This window comes from Massilia sp. LjRoot122 (assembly GCF_964252725.1).
GTDB lineage: Bacteria > Pseudomonadota > Gammaproteobacteria > Burkholderiales > Burkholderiaceae_D > Telluria.
Genome location: NZ_CAXUPB020000001.1, coordinates 4,781,514 through 4,797,907 on the forward strand (window position 1 = coordinate 4,781,514; position 16,394 = coordinate 4,797,907).

Sequence of the window (16,394 nt, forward strand, 5' to 3'; positions counted from 1 at the left end):
CCTCTTTACTCTTAGAAAGTTTTGGACAGGCTCAGCACGGCTGCCGACTTGCCCAGGTTCTCACCTTCCGGGCTCAGGTAGGCCTTGGTATTGCCCTTGATCCAGGCCAGCGACACGGTGGCGAGGCCCAGGTCCTTGCTGAAGCCGACCTTGTAGTCGGTGTACGAGTAGGCGCTGTTGTTGTTCACTTCCTGGCGCCCCGCGTGCAGGTTCAGGATCAGGCCGTTGTAGACGTCGATGTCGGCGCCGATGTCCAGGTAGCCGCTGCGCTTGCTGTTCGCGGTGCCGAACAGGTTGGTGGTCGAGTGCGAATACTTGACGTAGGCCGGACCGAAGCCCAGGCGTGCATAGAGTTCGAAGGTGTTGGCACGCGGGTTCAGGTCGTTCGACGGATACCAGTAGTACAGGCCGCCGACGTCGTAGCTGAGGTTCTCGCTCAATTGCCCGCGCTTGCCGCCGTAGACGTCCCATTCGATGTTGCCGTCGCCGCCGAGATCCTTGGTCCATTTGATGGTGGACAGCCAGGTGCCGACGTACAGGCCGGATGGGCCATGCACGTAGTCGACGCCGCCTTGCAGCGCCGGGTCCAGCCGGGTTTGCGACAGGCCGCGGTAACGGTAGTCGCTGGTAATGGCGGCGTTGTAGCTGATTTGATGCTCAGGAGCAGCTTCCTGCGCGAAGGCAGGCATCGACGAAAGGGCCAGGACGGCCAGGCTGATTGCTGCTTTGGTGTTGCACTTCATGACATTCCCCTTAATTTCAACGGCTGAACCGTGGCGCATACCGTTGCGGTTTACAATCTTGTTTGCTACACGCCTGACAACTCTTTAGCAGGATGCGTGCCAGCCTGAAAAACGCCCTTGGGTGCACCGGAAGTGCTTGTTTTCTCAGCCATCCGCCCCATTTGCGATTCGAATAACCCGGCAAAACCGTGCGCCCGGCCTCGCTCCGCGGCGCCGCGCACCAAAGCGGAGTGCAGCGCACCGTCGTGGTGCGGCAAGGCGACTGAAAAGGAAATGAACATGAACAGTTTCTTCAACGACATCCAGGGCAAGATCAACCAGGCGCTGGAAAGCACCCCGGCCAAGGACATCGAGCGCAACGTCAAGGCGATGATGACCCAAGGTTTTTCCAAGCTCGACCTGGTCACCCGTGAAGAATTCGACATCCAGGCCCAGGTGCTGGCCAAGACCCGCGCCAAGCTCGAAGCGCTGGAACTGCGCGTGGTGGAACTGGAAGCGCGCCTCGGGGCGCAGGCCGGCCAGGCAGCCGCTTCCGCTGCCCCGTCCGCTTCCAGCGGTCCGATCCCCGGCGCCACCGATCCGGCCGCGCCGCACATCATCATCGACAAGCCTTGAACTGACGGCGGCATGCGTCGCAGGCCATGAACGCGATCGGCCAGCCGCCCGGCCCCCTCCCGCCGCAGGAAGTCTCGCTCGACGTCCTGCGCGAGAAATACGCCAAGGGTGAAGAGACCGGCATCGCCGACGTACGCCGGCGCGTGGCGCGCGCCCTCGCGGCGCTCGAGCCGGCGCCAAGGCGTGCCGAACTCGAGCAGCGCTTCCTCTGGGCCCAGGAACAGGGCTTCGTCCCGGCCGGCCGCATCAACTCGGCCGCCGGCCTCGGCCTGCAGGCCACCCTCATCAACTGCTTCGTCCAGCCCGTGGGCGACTCCATCTCGGGCAGCGAAGGCGGCCTGCCGGGCATCTATACCGCCCTGTCCGAGGCCGCCGAGACCATGCGCCGCGGCGGCGGCGTCGGCTACGACTTCAGCGCGATCCGCCCGATGGGCAGCAAGGTCCGCGGCACCCGCTCGCGCGCGTCCGGCCCGGTCTCCTATATGGAAGTGTTCGACGCCTCGTGCCGTACGGTGGAATCGGCCGGCGCCCGGCGCGGCGCCCAGATGGGCGTGCTGCGCATCGACCATCCCGACATCGAACGCTTCATCGCCGCCAAGGATGAAGGCGGACTCAGCAACTTCAACGTCTCGGTCGGCGTGAGCGACGACTTCATGCGCGCGGTCGAGGCCGATGCCATGTTCGAGCTGGTGCACCGTGCCGAGCCGGGCGACGAGGATGCGGCCGGGGCTTATCGCCGCGAGGACGGGCTCTGGGTCTACCGCCAGGTCCGGGCACGCGCACTGTGGGACAGGATCATCGCCTCGACCTACGACCATGCCGAGCCGGGCGTGCTGTTCGTCGACCGCATGAATGCCGAGAACAACCTCTGGTACGCGGAAGAGCTGCGCGCCACCAACCCCTGCGGCGAGCAGCCGCTGCCCGCCTATGGCTGCTGCGACCTGGGATCGGTGAACCTCACCGCCTTCGTGACCGATCCCTTCGGCGCGAGTCCGTCTTTCGATTTCGAGCAAATGTGCGAAGTCGCCGCGGTCGGCGTGCGCATGCTCGACCTGGTGCTGGACGCCACCGAATGGCCGCTGCCCCAGCAGGCCGCCGAGTCCCGCGCCAAGCGCCGCATCGGCCTCGGCTTCCTGGGCTTGGGCAGCGCCCTCGTGATGCTGGGCCTGCGCTACGATTCCGACGCAGGACGGGCGATGGCGGCGCGCATCGCCGAGACCCTGCGCGATGCGGCCTATGCCACCTCGGTCGAGCTGGCGCGCGAAAAAGGCCCCTTCCCGCTGTTCGATGCGGACCAGTACCTGGACAGCCGTTTTGTCGCGCGCCTGCCGGACTGGCTGCGCGAGGCAATCCGCCGTTACGGCATCCGCAACTCGCACCTGCTGTCGATCGCGCCCACCGGCACCATCTCGCTGGCCTTCGCCGACAATGCCTCGAACGGCATCGAACCGCCCTATGCCTGGACCTACCAGCGCAAGAAGCGCATGCCGGACGGCGCCATGCGCAGCTACGATGTCGAAGACCATGCCTGGCGGCTGTACCGCCAGATGGGCTACGACACGGCGTCGCTGCCGCCGGCCTTCGTCACCGCGCTCGAGATGCGCGCGATCGAGCACCTGCGCATGGTGCAGGCGGTGCAGCCCTTCGTCGACACCGCGATCTCGAAGACCGTCAACGTGCCCGCCGATTATCCCTTCGACGACTTCCGCGACCTGTACAGCCAGGCCTGGCATGCGGGCCTGAAGGGGCTGGCGACCTACCGCCCGAACACGGTGCTGGGCAGCGTGCTGTCCACCGACAAGGAAGGGCCGGCCTCGCTGCCGCCGGACGAGGACCCGCTGCGCAAGCGCTTCGAGCGCCGCCCGCTGGGCGAGCTGGAATCGGTGACCTCGAAGATCGAATACTCGACCCAGGAGGGCCGCAAGACCGCCTATCTCACCGTCAGCTTCATCCGCGCCGACGGCATCCATGAGGGCCGTCCGGTGACGGTCGAGCGGCCCTTCGAATTCTTCATGCCCTCGAACCAGCGCACCGGCGGACAGCAATGGATCACCGCCTCGATGCGCCTGCTGTCGATGGTGGCGCGGGCCGGCGGCCCGATCGCGCGGGCGCTGGCCGACATGCGCGACGTGGTGTGGGAAAAAGGCCCGGTGCGCTGCGGCATGCTCACCCGCGAGGACGGCACCCAGGTGCCGGTGTACCACGACTCTGAAGTGGCGGCGATCGCCTTCATGCTGCAGCGCGTCCTGATCCGGCGCGGCTTCCTCGATGCCTGGGGCAACCAGGTGCCGGTGCCGGAACTGGCCCGGCGCTTTGCCACACGCCCCGAAGGCGCGGCGCCCGAGGCCGAACCCCAGCCGCCCACCGTGTCCGGCGCCCTGCCCACCGTCAGCGGCGCGAAGTGCCCGGAATGCGGCGCCCGGGCACTGCGCAAGGTCGACGGCTGCACCCGCTGCGACGAGTGCCACTACGTGGGCGAGTGCGGCTGATCTTGCCTATCCCGGAAACGGCAGCAGCAGGACCAGCGTCCCGTCGGTCGTCTGCGCGAGGATCGTGCCCTGATCGTTGATCTCGAAGGCGAGGCTCAGTTCGACGCCGGGCGAGCGGGGAATCACCCGGTCGTTCAGGTCCACCATGCCGCCCTCGCGCGTCCACAGGAAAGCATGCAAGGCGTTTTCGTTGGTCGCCTGGCCCACGACCACGCCGTGGTTGTTGACGTCATAGGCATTCGAGAACCCGCCGCCCGCGAAGCCAAGGACGGTCAAGCCGTCCTCACGGGTCCAGGCAAACGCGATCTGGTCGAGCAGGACGCCGACCACCATGGCTGCGTCATTCATCGCGAACGGGAAGGCGGCGCGGTCGAACAGGGGAAGGAATTCCTGTCCCGGGGTCCACAGGAAGGGAATCAGCCCGCCTTCAGGGGTATTCCCATGCGTGCCGGTGAGCTGCCCGAGCGCGTTGATGTCGCGCGCCTCGGAGCCGAAGACAGCAGGATCGTCGAGCAGCACGACCCGCTCCGTCCGGCTCCAGCGGAAGACCTGCGGCCTGCCGGCCGCATCGAAGCTCGTTCCCGCCACCTGTCCACGGTCATTGATGAAGAGCTGTCCCGTGACGCCGCGGTTGACGCCGAGATCGAGCGGCCTCTCGCCCGGGCGCCACAGCACGGCACGCGCCGGGCGGCCGTCGTCCAGGAAGCGCACCACCCCGGCCACGTCGCCCATGTTGTTGATGTCGCTGCCTTCGGATTCGTCACCGCCGCGCGTGACGCCGAGGTCCGTCATGCCCATCGCCGGACACCATCGGAACGCGTGGACGCGCCCGCCGGCATCGAAGCTCGATGCGCCCGTGACCTGTTCAAAATTATTCAGGGCCGTCGCCAGCGCCGACGCGCCGCCGAGCGTCCCAAGCGGACGGATCTGCATGCCATCGTAGAATCTGGCCGCAAATCGTCCTTCCCCGAGCGATTCGTTGAATGCCACCTGGTTGCGCTCGTTCAGGCGGCCGAAGGCGCGTGCGGCCACTGGAACGATCCGGTATCTGGTCGCGGCCTGGACTGCCACCGTGACCGCCATTGCTTCGTTTCTCGCGTTCATGTGTTCCTCCTGAGTCAGAACAGTGCGGCGCGTCAATATGAAGCGGGGGAAACGGTGTTATGCGCCACACGGGATTCCAGCATAGGAGTGTTGTTTGGCCCGCTTCTGGCGCGGGATCAAACGATGAGCTCGGCTCTGGCATACTGCGTTTTTCTCAACAATAAAGCCTTTGATGAACTACATCGCGCTCAAGCACCTGCACATGAGCTTTGCCGCGCTCAGCGGCATCCTGTTCCTGGTCCGTGGACTGTGGATGCTGAAGGGTTCGGAGCGCCTGCGGCAGCACTGGGTCAAGGTCGTGCCGCACGTGGTCGACACCCTGCTGCTGGCCAGCGCCATCGGTCTCGCCTGGTGGAGCAAGCAGTATCCCTTCCAGGCGCCATGGCTGAGCGCGAAAGTGCTGGCGCTGGTCGCCTATATCGTCCTCGGCACGGTTGCGCTCAAGCGTGGGCGTACGCCGCAGCTGCGCGCCGCCGCCTTTGCCGCTGCGCTTGCCTGCTTCGCCTACATCGTCGCGGTGGCGGTGAGCAAGAACCCGCTGGTCGCCTTCTAGACTGCGGATGCTCACTCAATGTTCGTTGCCGGCGTAGATACACATCGGCTCGGTCTTGCCGGCCCGCTCGAATCCCATTGCCTTGTAAAAGTCGATCGCGCCGCCGTCGGGGGTCAGCATCATCTGGTGGAAGCCGGCGTAGCGGTCCAGCATCGATTGCATCATCAGGCGGCCGAGGCCTTTCCCCCGGTGCGCCGGATGCACCAGCATATTGCGAAGCGCCGCCATCAGCTGCGCCGGTTTGTCAGCCGAGGACCAGCCGTTCGCGCGATACAGCCGGATGACCTCTTCCTCTTCGAATTCGCCTGCCAGTGACACCTTGAGGTTCATGTGATTCCTTGCGAGTCTGTGGAAACAGCCCCGGGCCTTGCGGCCCCGGGGCTGCCTGACGCCTGCCTCAGTCGACGCTGACCGTCTTGCGGTTGTCGCTCGACACGCGGTCGATCATCTTGTTGTACGGATCGACGCCGACTTCGAAGGGCTTCTCCTTGACCGTCACCATCACGACCGGATTGTCGCCCGTCAGGACGCGCTTCTCCAGGAACAGGACCCGCTCGTCCTTCTCCTTGGCGCCGTCGGCGCGCGCGAAGATGCCGATCTCCACGGGCTCGTCGTAGACCCGCGGCGTCTCCTTGCCATGGCCGTCGGCTTCCTGCTTCGCGAGGTGCAGCTTCATCGTCACGTCCCACTGCCCATCGGGGCGCTTGACCGCTTTCGCCTCGGTAACGCGGTTATCGTAGAAGACGATTTTATCGAACAGGTCGGCGATCAGGGCATGCTTGTCCGCGGGAGCCTCGGCACGGATGTAGTCGAGCAGCTCGCTGGAGGTCGTGAACGGCGACTCCTGGTAGCCCTTGTCCTGCAAGAAGCGCTTGAGTGCGCGGTTGAGCGCCGCCTCGCCGATCTCGTCGCGCAGGCGGTAGAACACCAGGCTGCCCTTGCGGTAGTGGATGTAGTCCTGGTTCTCCACGCGCACCAGGGGCAGCTCCTCGATCCGCTCGCCGCCGCGCGAACTGAGGTAGCGGTCGAGCTCATAGCGCAGGAAGCGGCGCATCTGGTGGCGTCCGTATTCCTTTTCCATCACCATCAGCGCCGAGTATTGCGACAGCGATTCGATCAGCATGGCCGCGCCCTGCACGTTGGCGGCCGCCACCTGATGGCCCCACCACTGGTGCGCCATCTCGTGGGCCGTCACGTAGAACACGTAGTCGATGGCATCCTTGTCGCGCAGGTCGGCGATGAAGCCGATCGCCTCCGAGAACGGGATGGTGTTGGCGAAGGACTGCGCGAAGCTCTGGTAGTTCGGGAACTCCAGGATGCGTACCTGCTTGTGCTGGTAGGGCGTGAACTCGGTCGTGAAGTAATCCAGCGACTTCTGCGTGGCCGTGATCATCCGGTCGACGTTGTAGGCGTGCTTGCGGTCGTGGTAGACCTCGATCGGGATGCCGCGCCAAGCGCCCTTCTTCACCTGCCAGTCGGCCGAGAGGTAGGCGAAGAACGGCATCATCTTCTGGTCCATCTTGTACTGGAAGTAGTTGCGGCCGTTTTCCGTCCAGGACTTCTGCAGATAGCCCGGCGCCAGCGCCCTCTGGCCGCCGCTGGTCGAGACCGTGGTCTCGAAACTGATCCAGTCCGCCCCGGAACCGAGCATCGAATTGCGGCGCGCAGCCTGGTCCTCGAGCTTGGGCATGCGCTGCGGTTCGCCCAGGCCGCGCTTGCGGCGTTCGTTACGGTCGCGCAGTTCGGCGTCCGGCTGGTAGCCGAGCTGCGGGAAGAAAGCGCGGTTGTTGAAGAATGTGCCGTTCAGGTTGATGACGTCGGCCTCGCCACCGTTGGAGAAGCCCGGGCGACGCACATCGATGGTGAACTCCAGCGGCAGGCGTTCGCCCGGCTGCATCGGCTGCGCCAGCTTCAGGATGCTGAAGCCGAACTCCTTGTCGTTCAGGACCACCTGGTGCGGCGGCAGTTTGGTCCAGGTGGTGAGCACGTCGGGATTGACCTGCAGCGGCAGGGTATCGAGCGGCTTGCCGGTCTTGTTCTCCAGGACGTAGCTGCCGCGGATCATGACGCGGCGCTGCTCAGGATAGATGTCGACGGCAGCGCGTACGTCAGTCATCTTGGCGTGCGCGATGTCCTTGTACTTGCGGTAGGCCTTCTCGTAGCGCGCCTGCTTGTCCATCGCGACGTTGGCGGCTTCATATTTGGCCAGGACATTGGTGTTGTAGAAGATCCAGCCCCCGGTTGCGGCGAAGGCGGCGACCAACACCGCCAGCGCGACGCCGGAAGCGCCTTTCAGGCGGCGTCCCGCTTCGCGCACCCGGGCCGACCATGCGAAGGAAAGGCCGCGTACCCAGAAGGCCTGGGCCAGGATCAGCGCCGCCGCCATGAACAGGCTCCAGTACACGGCGAACCAGCTCCATCCTTCGAGGAAGTGGCCGAAGCCGTTCATATCCGAGTACGGGGTGCCCGGCAGGCCGGCGATGTTGTACAGGTTGTGGTTCAGGTGCAGGGTGGCCGCGACGATCTGCGACACCATGAAGATCACCATCAGCAGGTAGCCGATGAACTTGTTGTTGGTCACGACCTGCAGGACCAGGGCGAGCAATCCCATCAGGATGAAAGGCAGGCCGCCGACCAGGATGCTCTTGAGGTAGACCATCGGCTCGACCGGCGCCCCACCCTTGAACAGCTGCACCGCGATGGCCGCCAGCACGCCGGTGAACAGGAAGGCCAGCACGACGCCAATGAGCGCCAGGCTCTTCGCGACCAGCGGCGCCCAGTTCGGCACGGGCATGGCATCGGTGACGTCGGCGATCCTGGCCTGGCGCTCCTTGAAGATCAGTTCGCCCGCATAGAAGGTGACGATGATGAGCAGCATGAAGGTGAAACTGCCGTTCAGCAGCTCGACCATCAGGTGGGTCATCGGATACACGCTGGTGCCGAAGATCTTGCCCATCTGGCTGGTGGCGCCGATGAAGTTGAGCACGCTGAACAGCAGCATGACGAGGAAGGGCACGCTCCTGAACACGGCGGCCGCGTCGAAGGCGAAGATGTGCCAGCACTGGATCCAGCGGGTGGAGCTGCGGAAGCGCGGTTCGATGCGCGGCAGCTTGAGCTGCGCCGGCATCGGCGCGGACGGGGCCAGCGCCTTGGCCTTGCCGAACAGGCGCTTGCCGGTGCCGGCGCGCTGCGGCTTGAAGAGCAGCAGCGTCAGGCCGAACAGCACCAGCGCGACCGCGCTCCACAACAAGCGGTTGGCCAGCACGTAGCCCTTGAGGTCCGGCAGGCCCGCATTGCGTTCGGCGGCGGAGAAGTAGCGCGTGGCGCGCGACAAGGCACGGCCGCCGAAAGGATCGGACAGGACGGCGATCCATTCGTTGTCGATGTCGGAGGTGAAGTTGCCGGCGACGATCCACAGGACGATGAAGGCCAGCACGCCGACATACACCAGCATGATCGAGCGCGTGGTCGCCGCCAGCAGCATCAGCAGGGCGCCGATCAGGAGCAGGTTCGGCAGCACCAGCACCGCGAGCCCCCAGGCATAGGCGGCGCCCGGGAAGGGACCGACACGCTGGGCATCGACCCAGGGCATCAGGGGCCCGAGCATCATGCCGACGACGACGCCGCCGAAGATGACCAGGCAGGCCAGCAGGCCGGCGGCGAAGCGGCCGACCAGGTAGTCGCGCTTCTTCATGGGCGTGGCGAACAGCATGTCGGAGATGCCTACTTCGCTGTCGCGCAGCACCGTGCCGGCAATGAAGATGGTCACCACGAACATCGACATCAGGCTGAAGACGCCGAGCATCTGCGCGACCACGACCGGCGCGTTGCGGTTGACGTTGCCGATGGCGCCGCCGACCTGGATGGCGTCGGTGGTGGAGGCGCCGAAGGCCAGCGCGCCGAAGATCAGCGCGCTCACCCACAGGAGCGGCTGGCGCAGCTGGGTCGCCAGTTCGAACTTGAAGAATTCCCTCAACATGGCCGCTCCTTAGGCTGGGACGGTCGGTGCGGCGCCGGCCGATGCTGCCGGCGCCTGGGCCGGCGCCGCGGCCGCGCGGCTGGCGTTGCGGATCTGGAGGAAATACACGTCTTCCAGGTCCGGTTCGACCGAGACGAAACCGCCGTCGGGCTGGGACTCCGAGAACACGTTGATCTGCGGCCGGCCCGCCACCAGACGGGTGGAAAGCACGTTGAAGCGGGCCTGGTAGTCCGCCAACTCTTCCTGGCTGACGGTGCGGCGCCAGACACGGCTCTTGAGCGTGTCGATGGCCGCCTGCGGCTCGCCCTGCAGCAGCACCGTGCCCTTGGCGATCATGGCCATGCGCGGACACAGGTCGGTGACGTCCTCCACGATGTGGGTGGACAGGATCACGACCACCTGTTCGCCGATCTTGGCCAGCAGGTTCAGGAAGCGGTTGCGCTCATCCGGATCGAGGCCGGCGGTGGGCTCGTCGACGATCACCAGGCGCGGCGCGCCGAGCAGCGCCTGGGCGATGCCGAAACGCTGGCGCATGCCGCCCGAGTAGGTGCCGAGCGCGCGCTTGCGCGCATCCCACAGGTTGGTCTGCTGCAGCAGCGCGTCGACGGCTTCCTTGCGCTCGCCCTTGCCGGTCAGGCCCTTGAGGACGGCGAAGTGGGTCAGCAGGCGTTCCGCACTGACCTTCTGGTAGACGCCGAAGTCCTGGGGCAGGTAGCCGAGCTGGCGGCGCAGCCCTTCCTTGTTCTTCAGGACGTCGAGGCCGTTGAAATGGATGCTTCCGCTATCGGGATCCTGCAGCGTGGCGATGGTGCGCATCAGCGAGGACTTGCCGGCGCCGTTCGGGCCCAGCAGCCCGAACATTCCGTTGGGGATCTCGAGGCTGACATCGTTGATGGCCTTGACGCCGTTGGCGTAGGTCTTGTTGAGCTGCTTGATCGATAGCATCTGCGGTTTCTCCAGGATCTGTTGTTGGCAAGTATTGCCGTGCAGATAATGTACAGATATTGAACAGCAATGCGAGATTTTTTGCGACCGGCGGTGGGAATCTGGGAATGAACGACGTATTTTCGTCGTACGCGCAGCTGGGGGAAAGCGGCTTTGATTCAGGGTGCATAGATGCCGTCTTTGCGCAAACCGGCGATAATCTTCACTTACCCACACGACCCACAATCACATGAACGATTTCGACAGTGTTCCGCTGGAATTCTTCCAGGACTACCCGGAACCGGGCGTCAGTTTCATCGACGTCGGCTGTATCTTTGATACGCCTGAGCATTGGCGCCTTGCCATCGACACCCTGCACGCGCGGACCGAGGACCTGCACTTCGACTTCATCCTCGCCATGGACGCGCGCGGATTCATGATCGCCGGCGCCCTTGCCTACGAGCGCAAGGTCGGCTTCGCCATGGCGCGCAAGGCCGGTAAATTGCCCGGCAAGGCGATCAGCATCGATTACCGGCGCGAATACGGCAGCGCGACCATCGAAATCCAGCCGGAGCGCATCAAGGGCCAGCGCGTCCTGATCGTCGATGACGTGCTGGCCACCGGCGGCACCATCGAAGCGGCCGCGTCCCTGCTCCGCCAGCTGGGGAAGGAGGTGGTCGGCGCGGCGGCCCTGTTCGATATCGCTTTCTTCAAGGACAAGCGCGCGCTGACGATGCCGGTGGTCTGCCTGCGCGAGGTCTGAGGGCCTGACATGGCGCAGGCTTGGGTACGCTCAAGGAGCGATCTCCGCGCCGGTGCCACCATCCTGCGAGTCCTCACTCGTCAGGAAGCCCATGAGCCTCGCCGTCTTACGCAGCCGCGCACTCGCTGGGATGGATGCACCCGCCGTCAGCGTCGAAGTCCACCTGGCCAACGGCCTGCCCGGCATGACCATCGTCGGCCTGCCCGATGCCGAGGTGCGTGAAGCCAAGGACCGCGTGCGCGCGGCGCTGCAGAATTCCGGCTTCACGATTCCGCCGCGCCGCATCACGGTCAACCTGGCACCGGCCGACCTGCCGAAGGAGTCCGGCCGCTTCGACCTGCCGATCGCGCTCGGCATCCTGGCGGCCTCGCAGCAGATCGGGGGCGAGCAGCTGGGGCGCTTCGAATTCGCCGGCGAGCTGTCGCTGTCGGGCGAACTGCGGCCCATCCGCGGCGCGCTGGCGATGACCTTCGCGATGCACCGCCAGCATGAAGGCGGCGCGCGGGCCTTCATCCTGCCGCTGGCAAATGCCGACGAGGCGGCGCTGGTGACCGATGCCGCCATCTACCCGGCGCGCACCCTGCTCGAGGTGTGCGCCCACTTCGCGCCTGGAACAGGCAATACGAGGCTGGCGCGCCACCAGGGCCAGGCACTGGCGGGCGCGCCCGACTATCCGGACTTCGCCGAAGTGAAGGGACAGCAGACGGCCAAGCGCGCGCTGGAGGTGGCCGCGGCGGGTACGCATTCGATCCTGCTGGTGGGGCCGCCGGGCGCGGGCAAGAGCATGCTGGCCTCGCGCTTTCCCGGCCTGCTGCCGCCGATGAGCGAGGACGAAGCGCTGGAGTCGGCCGCGGTGCAGTCGATCGCCGGCAGCTTTTCTCCGCAGCGCTGGCGCCGGCGTCCGTTCCGCAGCCCGCACCACACCAGCTCGGGCGTGGCCCTGATCGGCGGCGGCAATCCGCCGCGCCCCGGCGAGGCATCGCTGGCGCACCACGGCGTCCTGTTCCTGGACGAGCTGCCGGAATTCGACCGGCGCGTGCTGGAGGTGCTGCGCGAGCCGCTCGAGTCCGGCCGGATCACGATCTCGCGCGCGGCGCACCAGGCCGACTTCCCGGCGCGCTTCCAGCTGGTGGCGGCGATGAACCCCTGCCCTTGCGGCTGGCTCGGCCACGTCTCCGGCAAGTGCCGCTGCACGCCGGAAGCGGCGCAGCGCTACCAGGGCCGCATCTCCGGGCCGCTGCTCGACCGCATCGACATCCAGCTGACGGTGGCAGCCATGCCGGCGGATAGCATCGGTGCCCAGGCCGACGGCGAAACCAGCGCCGCGATCGCGGCACGTGTCGGGCAGGCCCATGCGCTGCAGCTGGCCCGCCAGGGCAAGCCGAACCAGGGCCTGGCGCCGCGTGAAATCGGCCGCTACTGCCGTCCTGATGCGGCCGGCGAGCGCCTGCTGCGCGCCGCGATGCAGCAGCTGCACTGGTCGGCGCGCGCCTATCACCGCGTGCTCAAGGTGGCGCGCACGGTGGCCGACCTGGACGCGGCAGAGCACGTGGCGGCCGGGCATATTGCCGAAGCGGTCCAGTACCGGCGCGCCCTCCCGGAACACTGAGGCGCACCGGGCAGTAGCGGCTGCCGGGTGTAGGCGCGGGCCACGCCTCCTGTTACCATCGTGGCATGCACATCAAACAACTCTTCTCCGCTTTCGCCGCTGCCACGGTGCTGGCGGGCTGCTCGCCGACCTACAACTGGCGCGACTACAGCAGCGGCGACGGCGCCTTCAGCGTGCTGTTCCCCGCCAAGCCGGCCACGCATACGCGCAGCATCGACCTGGGCGGCATCAAGGTCGACATGACGATGACCGCGGCCGAGGTGGAGGGCACGACCTTTGCCGTCGGCACTGCGGTGGCGCCGGACGCTGCGCTGGCCCAGGCCACCCTGCCCGCGATGCGCCTGGCGCTGCTGCGCAATATCGGGGCCGGCGAGAGCGCGGCTGACAAGGGCGCGGCGGCGCTGGACGTCGAGGCAGTCGGCAAGGGCAACGGCCGCCCGGTGCGCCTGGTGGGACGCTTCCATGCCAAAGGCAGCCGCATGTACCAGGTGATCGTGGTAGGCAGGCCGGGCGCGATGCCGCCCGAGCATACCGAGCAGTTCCTGTCCTCGTTCAAGCCGCAATGATCATCGAGACTGTCCCGGCCCTGCGCACGAGCGGCCTGTCCAAGTCCTTCGGCCGCCCGGCTGTGGACGGCCTGGACCTGCTGGTGCGCCGCGGCGAACTGTATGCCCTGCTCGGGCCCAACGGCGCCGGCAAGACCACGACGCTGCGCATGGTGACCGGCCTGGTGGCGCCGGATGCGGGCCGCATCGAGGTGTTCGGGGTCGACCTGGCGCAGGCGCCGCTCGAGGCCAAGCGCAAGCTGGCCTATCTGCCGGACGATCCCATGTTGTACGGGAAGCTCAAGCCCACCGAATACCTCGAGTTCGTGGCCGGCCTGTGGGGCGTGGATGCGCGCCAGGCCGAGGCGCGTGCACGCGAACTGCTGGACTGGCTCGATCTCAGCCCGCATGCGCATGAACTGACGGAAGGCTTCTCGCGCGGGATGAAGCAGAAGCTGGCATTGGCCGGTGCGCTGATCCACGAGCCCGAGCTGCTGATCCTCGACGAGCCGCTGACCGGACTCGATGCGGCCGCCGCGCGTCAGGTCAAGGACCTGCTGCTGTCGCACGTCGCCAAGGGTGGCACCGTCATCCTCACCACCCACATCCTCGAAGTGGCGGAACGCCTGGCCCAACGCATCGGGATCATCCGCGCGGGGCGCCTGATCGCGGAGGGTACCCTGGACGAGCTGCGTGAACGCACCAGCGGCGCGAGCCTGGAGGACGTGTTCCTGCAGCTGACCGCGCAGCCATGAGCCTGCGACCCGGCAGCATCCGCTGGCTGTTCCTGCACGAGCTGCGGCTGCTGTGGTACAGCGCAGGCTCCGGCAAGCCCGGCAAAGCGCGGCGGCGTCCGGGCATGGCCGGGCTCGCGACCATCGGGCTGGTGTGGCTGGCCTTGCATGCGCTGGCCTTCTATGTAGTCTCGCGTACCGCTGGCATCGATACGCGCGACCCGCGGGTGCTGGTCGCACTGAGCGCGCTGCTGTTCGGCTGCATGACTTTCATGCTGTCCAGTGCCCTGAAATCCAGCGTGCTGGTGCTGTTCGAACGGGGCGACCTCGACCTGCTACTGTCCTCGCCCCTGCCCTCGTACAGCATCTTCACGGTGCGCCTTGCCACGGTGGCTGCGGGCACGGCCGCCCTCTACCTGTTCTTCCTGGCGCCATTCGCGCACGCGGGCGCGCTGCTCGGTCACCTGCGCTGGCTCGCGGTCTATCCCGTCCTGCTGGGAACGGCGACGGTCATCGCCTGCGCCGCCATGCTGATGACGCTCGGCCTCGTGCGGCTGATCGGCGCGCGTCGTACCCGCATCGTCGCGCAGGTGATCGGCGCCCTCGCCGGTGCGCTGATCTTCATCCTGTCCCAGCTGTTCGCGCAGTTCTCGTCCTCGATGGAAGCGCGTGCGGCCGCGGCTTTCGCACAAGCCTTCGCCGCGGATGGACCGCTCGGCGCAGGCAGTCCCGTCTGGCTTCCGGGCCGCGCGCTGCTGGGTGAACCGCTGCCGGTACTCGGCTTCGTCGCGGCTGCGGCCTGCGCCTTCGTGTTCACTGCCGGGCGCACGCATCGCTTCTTCGTTCATGGCCTGCAGCAGGCGGCATCATCGAGCAGGACGGCGCGCCATCCCGCCGGCGGCGTGCGTTACCGCTTCGGGCGCAGCCTGTTCACGACGGTGCTGGTCAAGGAGTGGCGCCTGATCATCCGCGACCCGCAGCTCATCTCGCAGGTGGCGCTGCAGCTGATCTATCTGCTGCCGCTGTTCTTCATCATCTTCAAGCGCAGCGACGTGCAGCTGCCTGCGCTCGCCGCCGGGCTCACGCTGCTGTGCAGCTCCTTGACGGCTTCGCTGGCCTGGATCGTCGTGTCGGCGGAGGATGCGCCGGACCTGTTGCGTCTGGCGCCGGCGCCGGAGCGCATGCTTCGGATGGCCAAGCTTGCCGCGGCAGTATTTCCGCCGCTGGCCCTGGTGCTGCTTCCCCTCGCCTGGCTGGTCGGGCGCGCGCCGCTTGCCGGCCTGGTCACGAGCTTCACGGTGACCGGCGCAGTGTGCGCAGCCGCGCTCATCGTGCACTGGTGCGGGCGCCCGGGTTCGCGCAGCGATTACCTCGCCCGTGGCAAGAGCGACTTCCTGACCTCGATCCTCGAGATGTTCAACAGCCTGTCCTGGGGAGGACTGGGCTGGTGTCTTGCATCGCTCACGACAGGTGGATCCTCGGAGAAGATCGTGGTGGGTGCCTCGGGTGCCGCGATTGCCGTGCTCGTCACACTCGGCGCGTCCTGGTTCTTGCGCCGGCCGCAGCATTGAAGTGCGTGCGCGGGATGAAAGCATTGCCAAGTCGTGTTATCGTTTAATCACTAACAAATCAATGGGCACAGCTATGTTGATTACATTCAAATGCAAATCCTATCCAGAGGTCCTGATGTACCAGGAACATGCCAAGCGCATCCTGGACCTTCTGCATAAGGATTCGGAGCGCGGGGTCATCACCGCGGAAGAAGCACCGCGTGCGGTCAGGCTGCTCGAGGGCGAGATCGAAGAGAGTCGCAAGCACCAGGTGTCGGAACAGGTGGAGCGTGACGTGCATGCGCATCACGGTGAAGTCGAAGATAACGAACATGAGCCGATCGAGGTCGTGACCTTCTCGACGCGCGCCTATCCGCTTCTGGAAATGCTGCGTTCGGCACGGGACCAGAAGACCGACGTGCTGTGGGGAGTCTGAGCTCCTGGCTCGACAGGAACAAGCGGGGCGAAAGCCCGGGCCTCATCTTGACGCACCAACGCAAAAAAGCCCGCAGAGATCACTCTGCGGGCTTTTTCTTATAACTAGCCTGACGATAACCTACTTTCACACTGGTTGCAGCACTATCATCGGCGCAAAGTCGTTTCACGGTCCTGTTCGGGATGGGAAGGGGTGGGACCGACTTGCTATGGTCATCAGGCTTTGACTTGTCTGGATGTCTCTTGCGAGCCATCCACAATCCGGGAAGAAGTAAGTTTCTTTTTATTCTTGGGGTAGCAGTATCAACAAACTGCAGCTGTATTCTTGACTTGATCTATAGCCTACCAAGG

Annotated in this window: 14 protein-coding genes, 1 rRNA gene and 1 pseudogene; 9 read left to right on the forward strand and 7 right to left on the reverse strand. The window is 66.0% G+C overall.

All coding sequences use genetic code 11. The features are described 5' to 3' along the window. Positions 1 to 11 precede the first annotated feature (11 nt). Together ACSQ25_RS21010 and ACSQ25_RS21015 are read right to left on the reverse strand one after the other, a co-directional pair. A complete protein-coding gene (locus ACSQ25_RS21010; protein WP_436107606.1) occupies positions 12 to 743 on the reverse strand; it encodes a TorF family putative porin in 732 nt (243 codons plus the stop codon). Between the two features lie 65 nt (positions 744 to 808). Beyond that, entirely contained in the window at positions 809 to 1,039 is a 231-nt protein-coding gene (locus tag ACSQ25_RS21015; protein WP_436108128.1) for a hypothetical protein, read from the reverse strand. On the opposite strand from ACSQ25_RS21015, the pseudogene ACSQ25_RS21020 reads away from it, so the two are divergent. After that, positions 1,017 to 1,250 (forward strand): annotated as a pseudogene (locus tag ACSQ25_RS21020) (accessory factor UbiK family protein); the annotation flags it as partial. The gene ACSQ25_RS21015 and the pseudogene ACSQ25_RS21020 sit on opposite strands and share 23 nt — an antisense overlap. 134 nt (positions 1,251 to 1,384) lie before the next feature. Beyond that, positions 1,385 to 3,847: an adenosylcobalamin-dependent ribonucleoside-diphosphate reductase gene (locus ACSQ25_RS21025; protein ID WP_436107607.1), complete on the forward strand. Its 2,463-nt coding sequence runs from the start codon at positions 1,385 to 1,387 to the stop codon at positions 3,845 to 3,847. A gap of 6 nt (positions 3,848 to 3,853) precedes the next feature. On the opposite strand, the gene ACSQ25_RS21030 is transcribed toward ACSQ25_RS21025, so the two are convergent. Next, positions 3,854 to 4,951, reverse strand: coding sequence for a hypothetical protein (locus ACSQ25_RS21030; protein ID WP_436107608.1), 1,098 nt, complete (start codon positions 4,949 to 4,951; stop codon positions 3,854 to 3,856). Between the two features lie 172 nt (positions 4,952 to 5,123). Here ACSQ25_RS21030 and ACSQ25_RS21035 point away from each other — a divergent pair, with 172 nt between their 5' ends. Then, a complete protein-coding gene (locus ACSQ25_RS21035; RefSeq protein WP_436107609.1) occupies positions 5,124 to 5,504 on the forward strand; it encodes a SirB2 family protein in 381 nt (126 codons plus the stop codon). Between the two features lie 15 nt (positions 5,505 to 5,519). Here the strand turns inward: ACSQ25_RS21035 and ACSQ25_RS21040 are convergent, their stop codons facing one another. The 3 genes from ACSQ25_RS21040 to ACSQ25_RS21050 form a co-directional block, all read right to left on the reverse strand. Then, positions 5,520 to 5,834 (reverse strand): GNAT family N-acetyltransferase, encoded by a 315-nt coding sequence (locus ACSQ25_RS21040; RefSeq protein WP_436107610.1) that lies wholly within the window; start codon positions 5,832 to 5,834, stop codon positions 5,520 to 5,522. Positions 5,835 to 5,901: 67 nt separating this feature from the next. Further along, positions 5,902 to 9,483: an ABC transporter permease/M1 family aminopeptidase gene (locus ACSQ25_RS21045; RefSeq protein ID WP_436107611.1), complete on the reverse strand. Its 3,582-nt coding sequence runs from the start codon at positions 9,481 to 9,483 to the stop codon at positions 5,902 to 5,904. Positions 9,484 to 9,492: 9 nt separating this feature from the next. Further along, complete coding sequence (locus tag ACSQ25_RS21050) at positions 9,493 to 10,428, reverse strand: ABC transporter ATP-binding protein (protein ID WP_436107612.1); 936 nt, start codon at positions 10,426 to 10,428, stop codon at positions 9,493 to 9,495. A 229-nt stretch (positions 10,429 to 10,657) separates the two neighbouring features. Here ACSQ25_RS21050 and ACSQ25_RS21055 point away from each other — a divergent pair, with 229 nt between their 5' ends. The 6 genes from ACSQ25_RS21055 (at position 10,658) to ACSQ25_RS21080 (ending at position 16,044) form a co-directional block, all read left to right on the forward strand. Continuing rightward, complete coding sequence (locus ACSQ25_RS21055) at positions 10,658 to 11,170, forward strand: adenine phosphoribosyltransferase (protein WP_436107613.1); 513 nt, start codon at positions 10,658 to 10,660, stop codon at positions 11,168 to 11,170. Positions 11,171 to 11,261: 91 nt separating this feature from the next. After that, a complete protein-coding gene (locus ACSQ25_RS21060) occupies positions 11,262 to 12,779 on the forward strand; it encodes a YifB family Mg chelatase-like AAA ATPase (RefSeq protein WP_436107614.1) in 1,518 nt (505 codons plus the stop codon). Between the two features lie 65 nt (positions 12,780 to 12,844). Next, positions 12,845 to 13,345, forward strand: a complete 501-nt coding sequence (locus ACSQ25_RS21065) for a hypothetical protein (protein WP_436107615.1) — start codon at positions 12,845 to 12,847, stop codon at positions 13,343 to 13,345. Then, the gene (locus ACSQ25_RS21070; protein ID WP_436107616.1) at positions 13,342 to 14,079 is read left to right on the forward strand and encodes an ABC transporter ATP-binding protein; all 738 of its coding nucleotides are present in this window, start codon (positions 13,342 to 13,344) and stop codon (positions 14,077 to 14,079) included. Before ACSQ25_RS21065 ends, ACSQ25_RS21070 begins: the two co-directional genes overlap by 4 nt. Then, on the forward strand, positions 14,076 to 15,629 hold the full coding sequence (locus ACSQ25_RS21075) for a putative ABC transporter permease subunit (RefSeq protein WP_436107617.1): 1,554 nt from the start codon (positions 14,076 to 14,078) through the stop codon (positions 15,627 to 15,629). The genes ACSQ25_RS21070 and ACSQ25_RS21075 overlap by 4 nt, the downstream gene beginning before the upstream one ends. Before the next feature lie 73 nt (positions 15,630 to 15,702). After that, positions 15,703 to 16,044, forward strand: a complete 342-nt coding sequence (locus tag ACSQ25_RS21080) for a DUF1840 domain-containing protein (RefSeq protein ID WP_436107618.1) — start codon at positions 15,703 to 15,705, stop codon at positions 16,042 to 16,044. 107 nt (positions 16,045 to 16,151) lie between these two features. Here the strand turns inward: ACSQ25_RS21080 and rrf are convergent. Next, positions 16,152 to 16,264: ribosomal RNA gene (gene rrf / locus ACSQ25_RS21085) — 5S ribosomal RNA — on the reverse strand. Positions 16,265 to 16,394: the final 130 nt, after the last annotated feature.

Excerpts from the sequence above, each read along its gene's own strand:
- ACSQ25_RS21010 (WP_436107606.1), bottom strand. The coding sequence starts at position 743 with ATGAAGTGCAACACCAAAGCAGCAATCAGCCTGGCCGTCCTGGCCCTT.
- ACSQ25_RS21025 (WP_436107607.1), top strand. The coding sequence starts at position 1,385 with ATGAACGCGATCGGCCAGCCGCCCGGCCCCCTCCCGCCGCAGGAAGTC.
- ACSQ25_RS21030 (WP_436107608.1), bottom strand. The coding sequence starts at position 4,951 with ATGAACGCGAGAAACGAAGCAATGGCGGTCACGGTGGCAGTCCAGGCC.
- ACSQ25_RS21035 (WP_436107609.1), top strand. The coding sequence starts at position 5,124 with ATGAACTACATCGCGCTCAAGCACCTGCACATGAGCTTTGCCGCGCTC.
- ACSQ25_RS21040 (WP_436107610.1), bottom strand. The coding sequence starts at position 5,834 with ATGAACCTCAAGGTGTCACTGGCAGGCGAATTCGAAGAGGAAGAGGTC.
- ACSQ25_RS21045 (WP_436107611.1), bottom strand. The coding sequence starts at position 9,483 with ATGTTGAGGGAATTCTTCAAGTTCGAACTGGCGACCCAGCTGCGCCAG.
- ACSQ25_RS21050 (WP_436107612.1), bottom strand. The coding sequence starts at position 10,428 with ATGCTATCGATCAAGCAGCTCAACAAGACCTACGCCAACGGCGTCAAG.
- ACSQ25_RS21055 (WP_436107613.1), top strand. The coding sequence starts at position 10,658 with ATGAACGATTTCGACAGTGTTCCGCTGGAATTCTTCCAGGACTACCCG.
- ACSQ25_RS21060 (WP_436107614.1), top strand. The coding sequence starts at position 11,262 with ATGAGCCTCGCCGTCTTACGCAGCCGCGCACTCGCTGGGATGGATGCA.
- ACSQ25_RS21065 (WP_436107615.1), top strand. The coding sequence starts at position 12,845 with ATGCACATCAAACAACTCTTCTCCGCTTTCGCCGCTGCCACGGTGCTG.
- ACSQ25_RS21070 (WP_436107616.1), top strand. The coding sequence starts at position 13,342 with ATGATCATCGAGACTGTCCCGGCCCTGCGCACGAGCGGCCTGTCCAAG.
- ACSQ25_RS21075 (WP_436107617.1), top strand. The coding sequence starts at position 14,076 with ATGAGCCTGCGACCCGGCAGCATCCGCTGGCTGTTCCTGCACGAGCTG.
- ACSQ25_RS21080 (WP_436107618.1), top strand. The coding sequence starts at position 15,703 with ATGTTGATTACATTCAAATGCAAATCCTATCCAGAGGTCCTGATGTAC.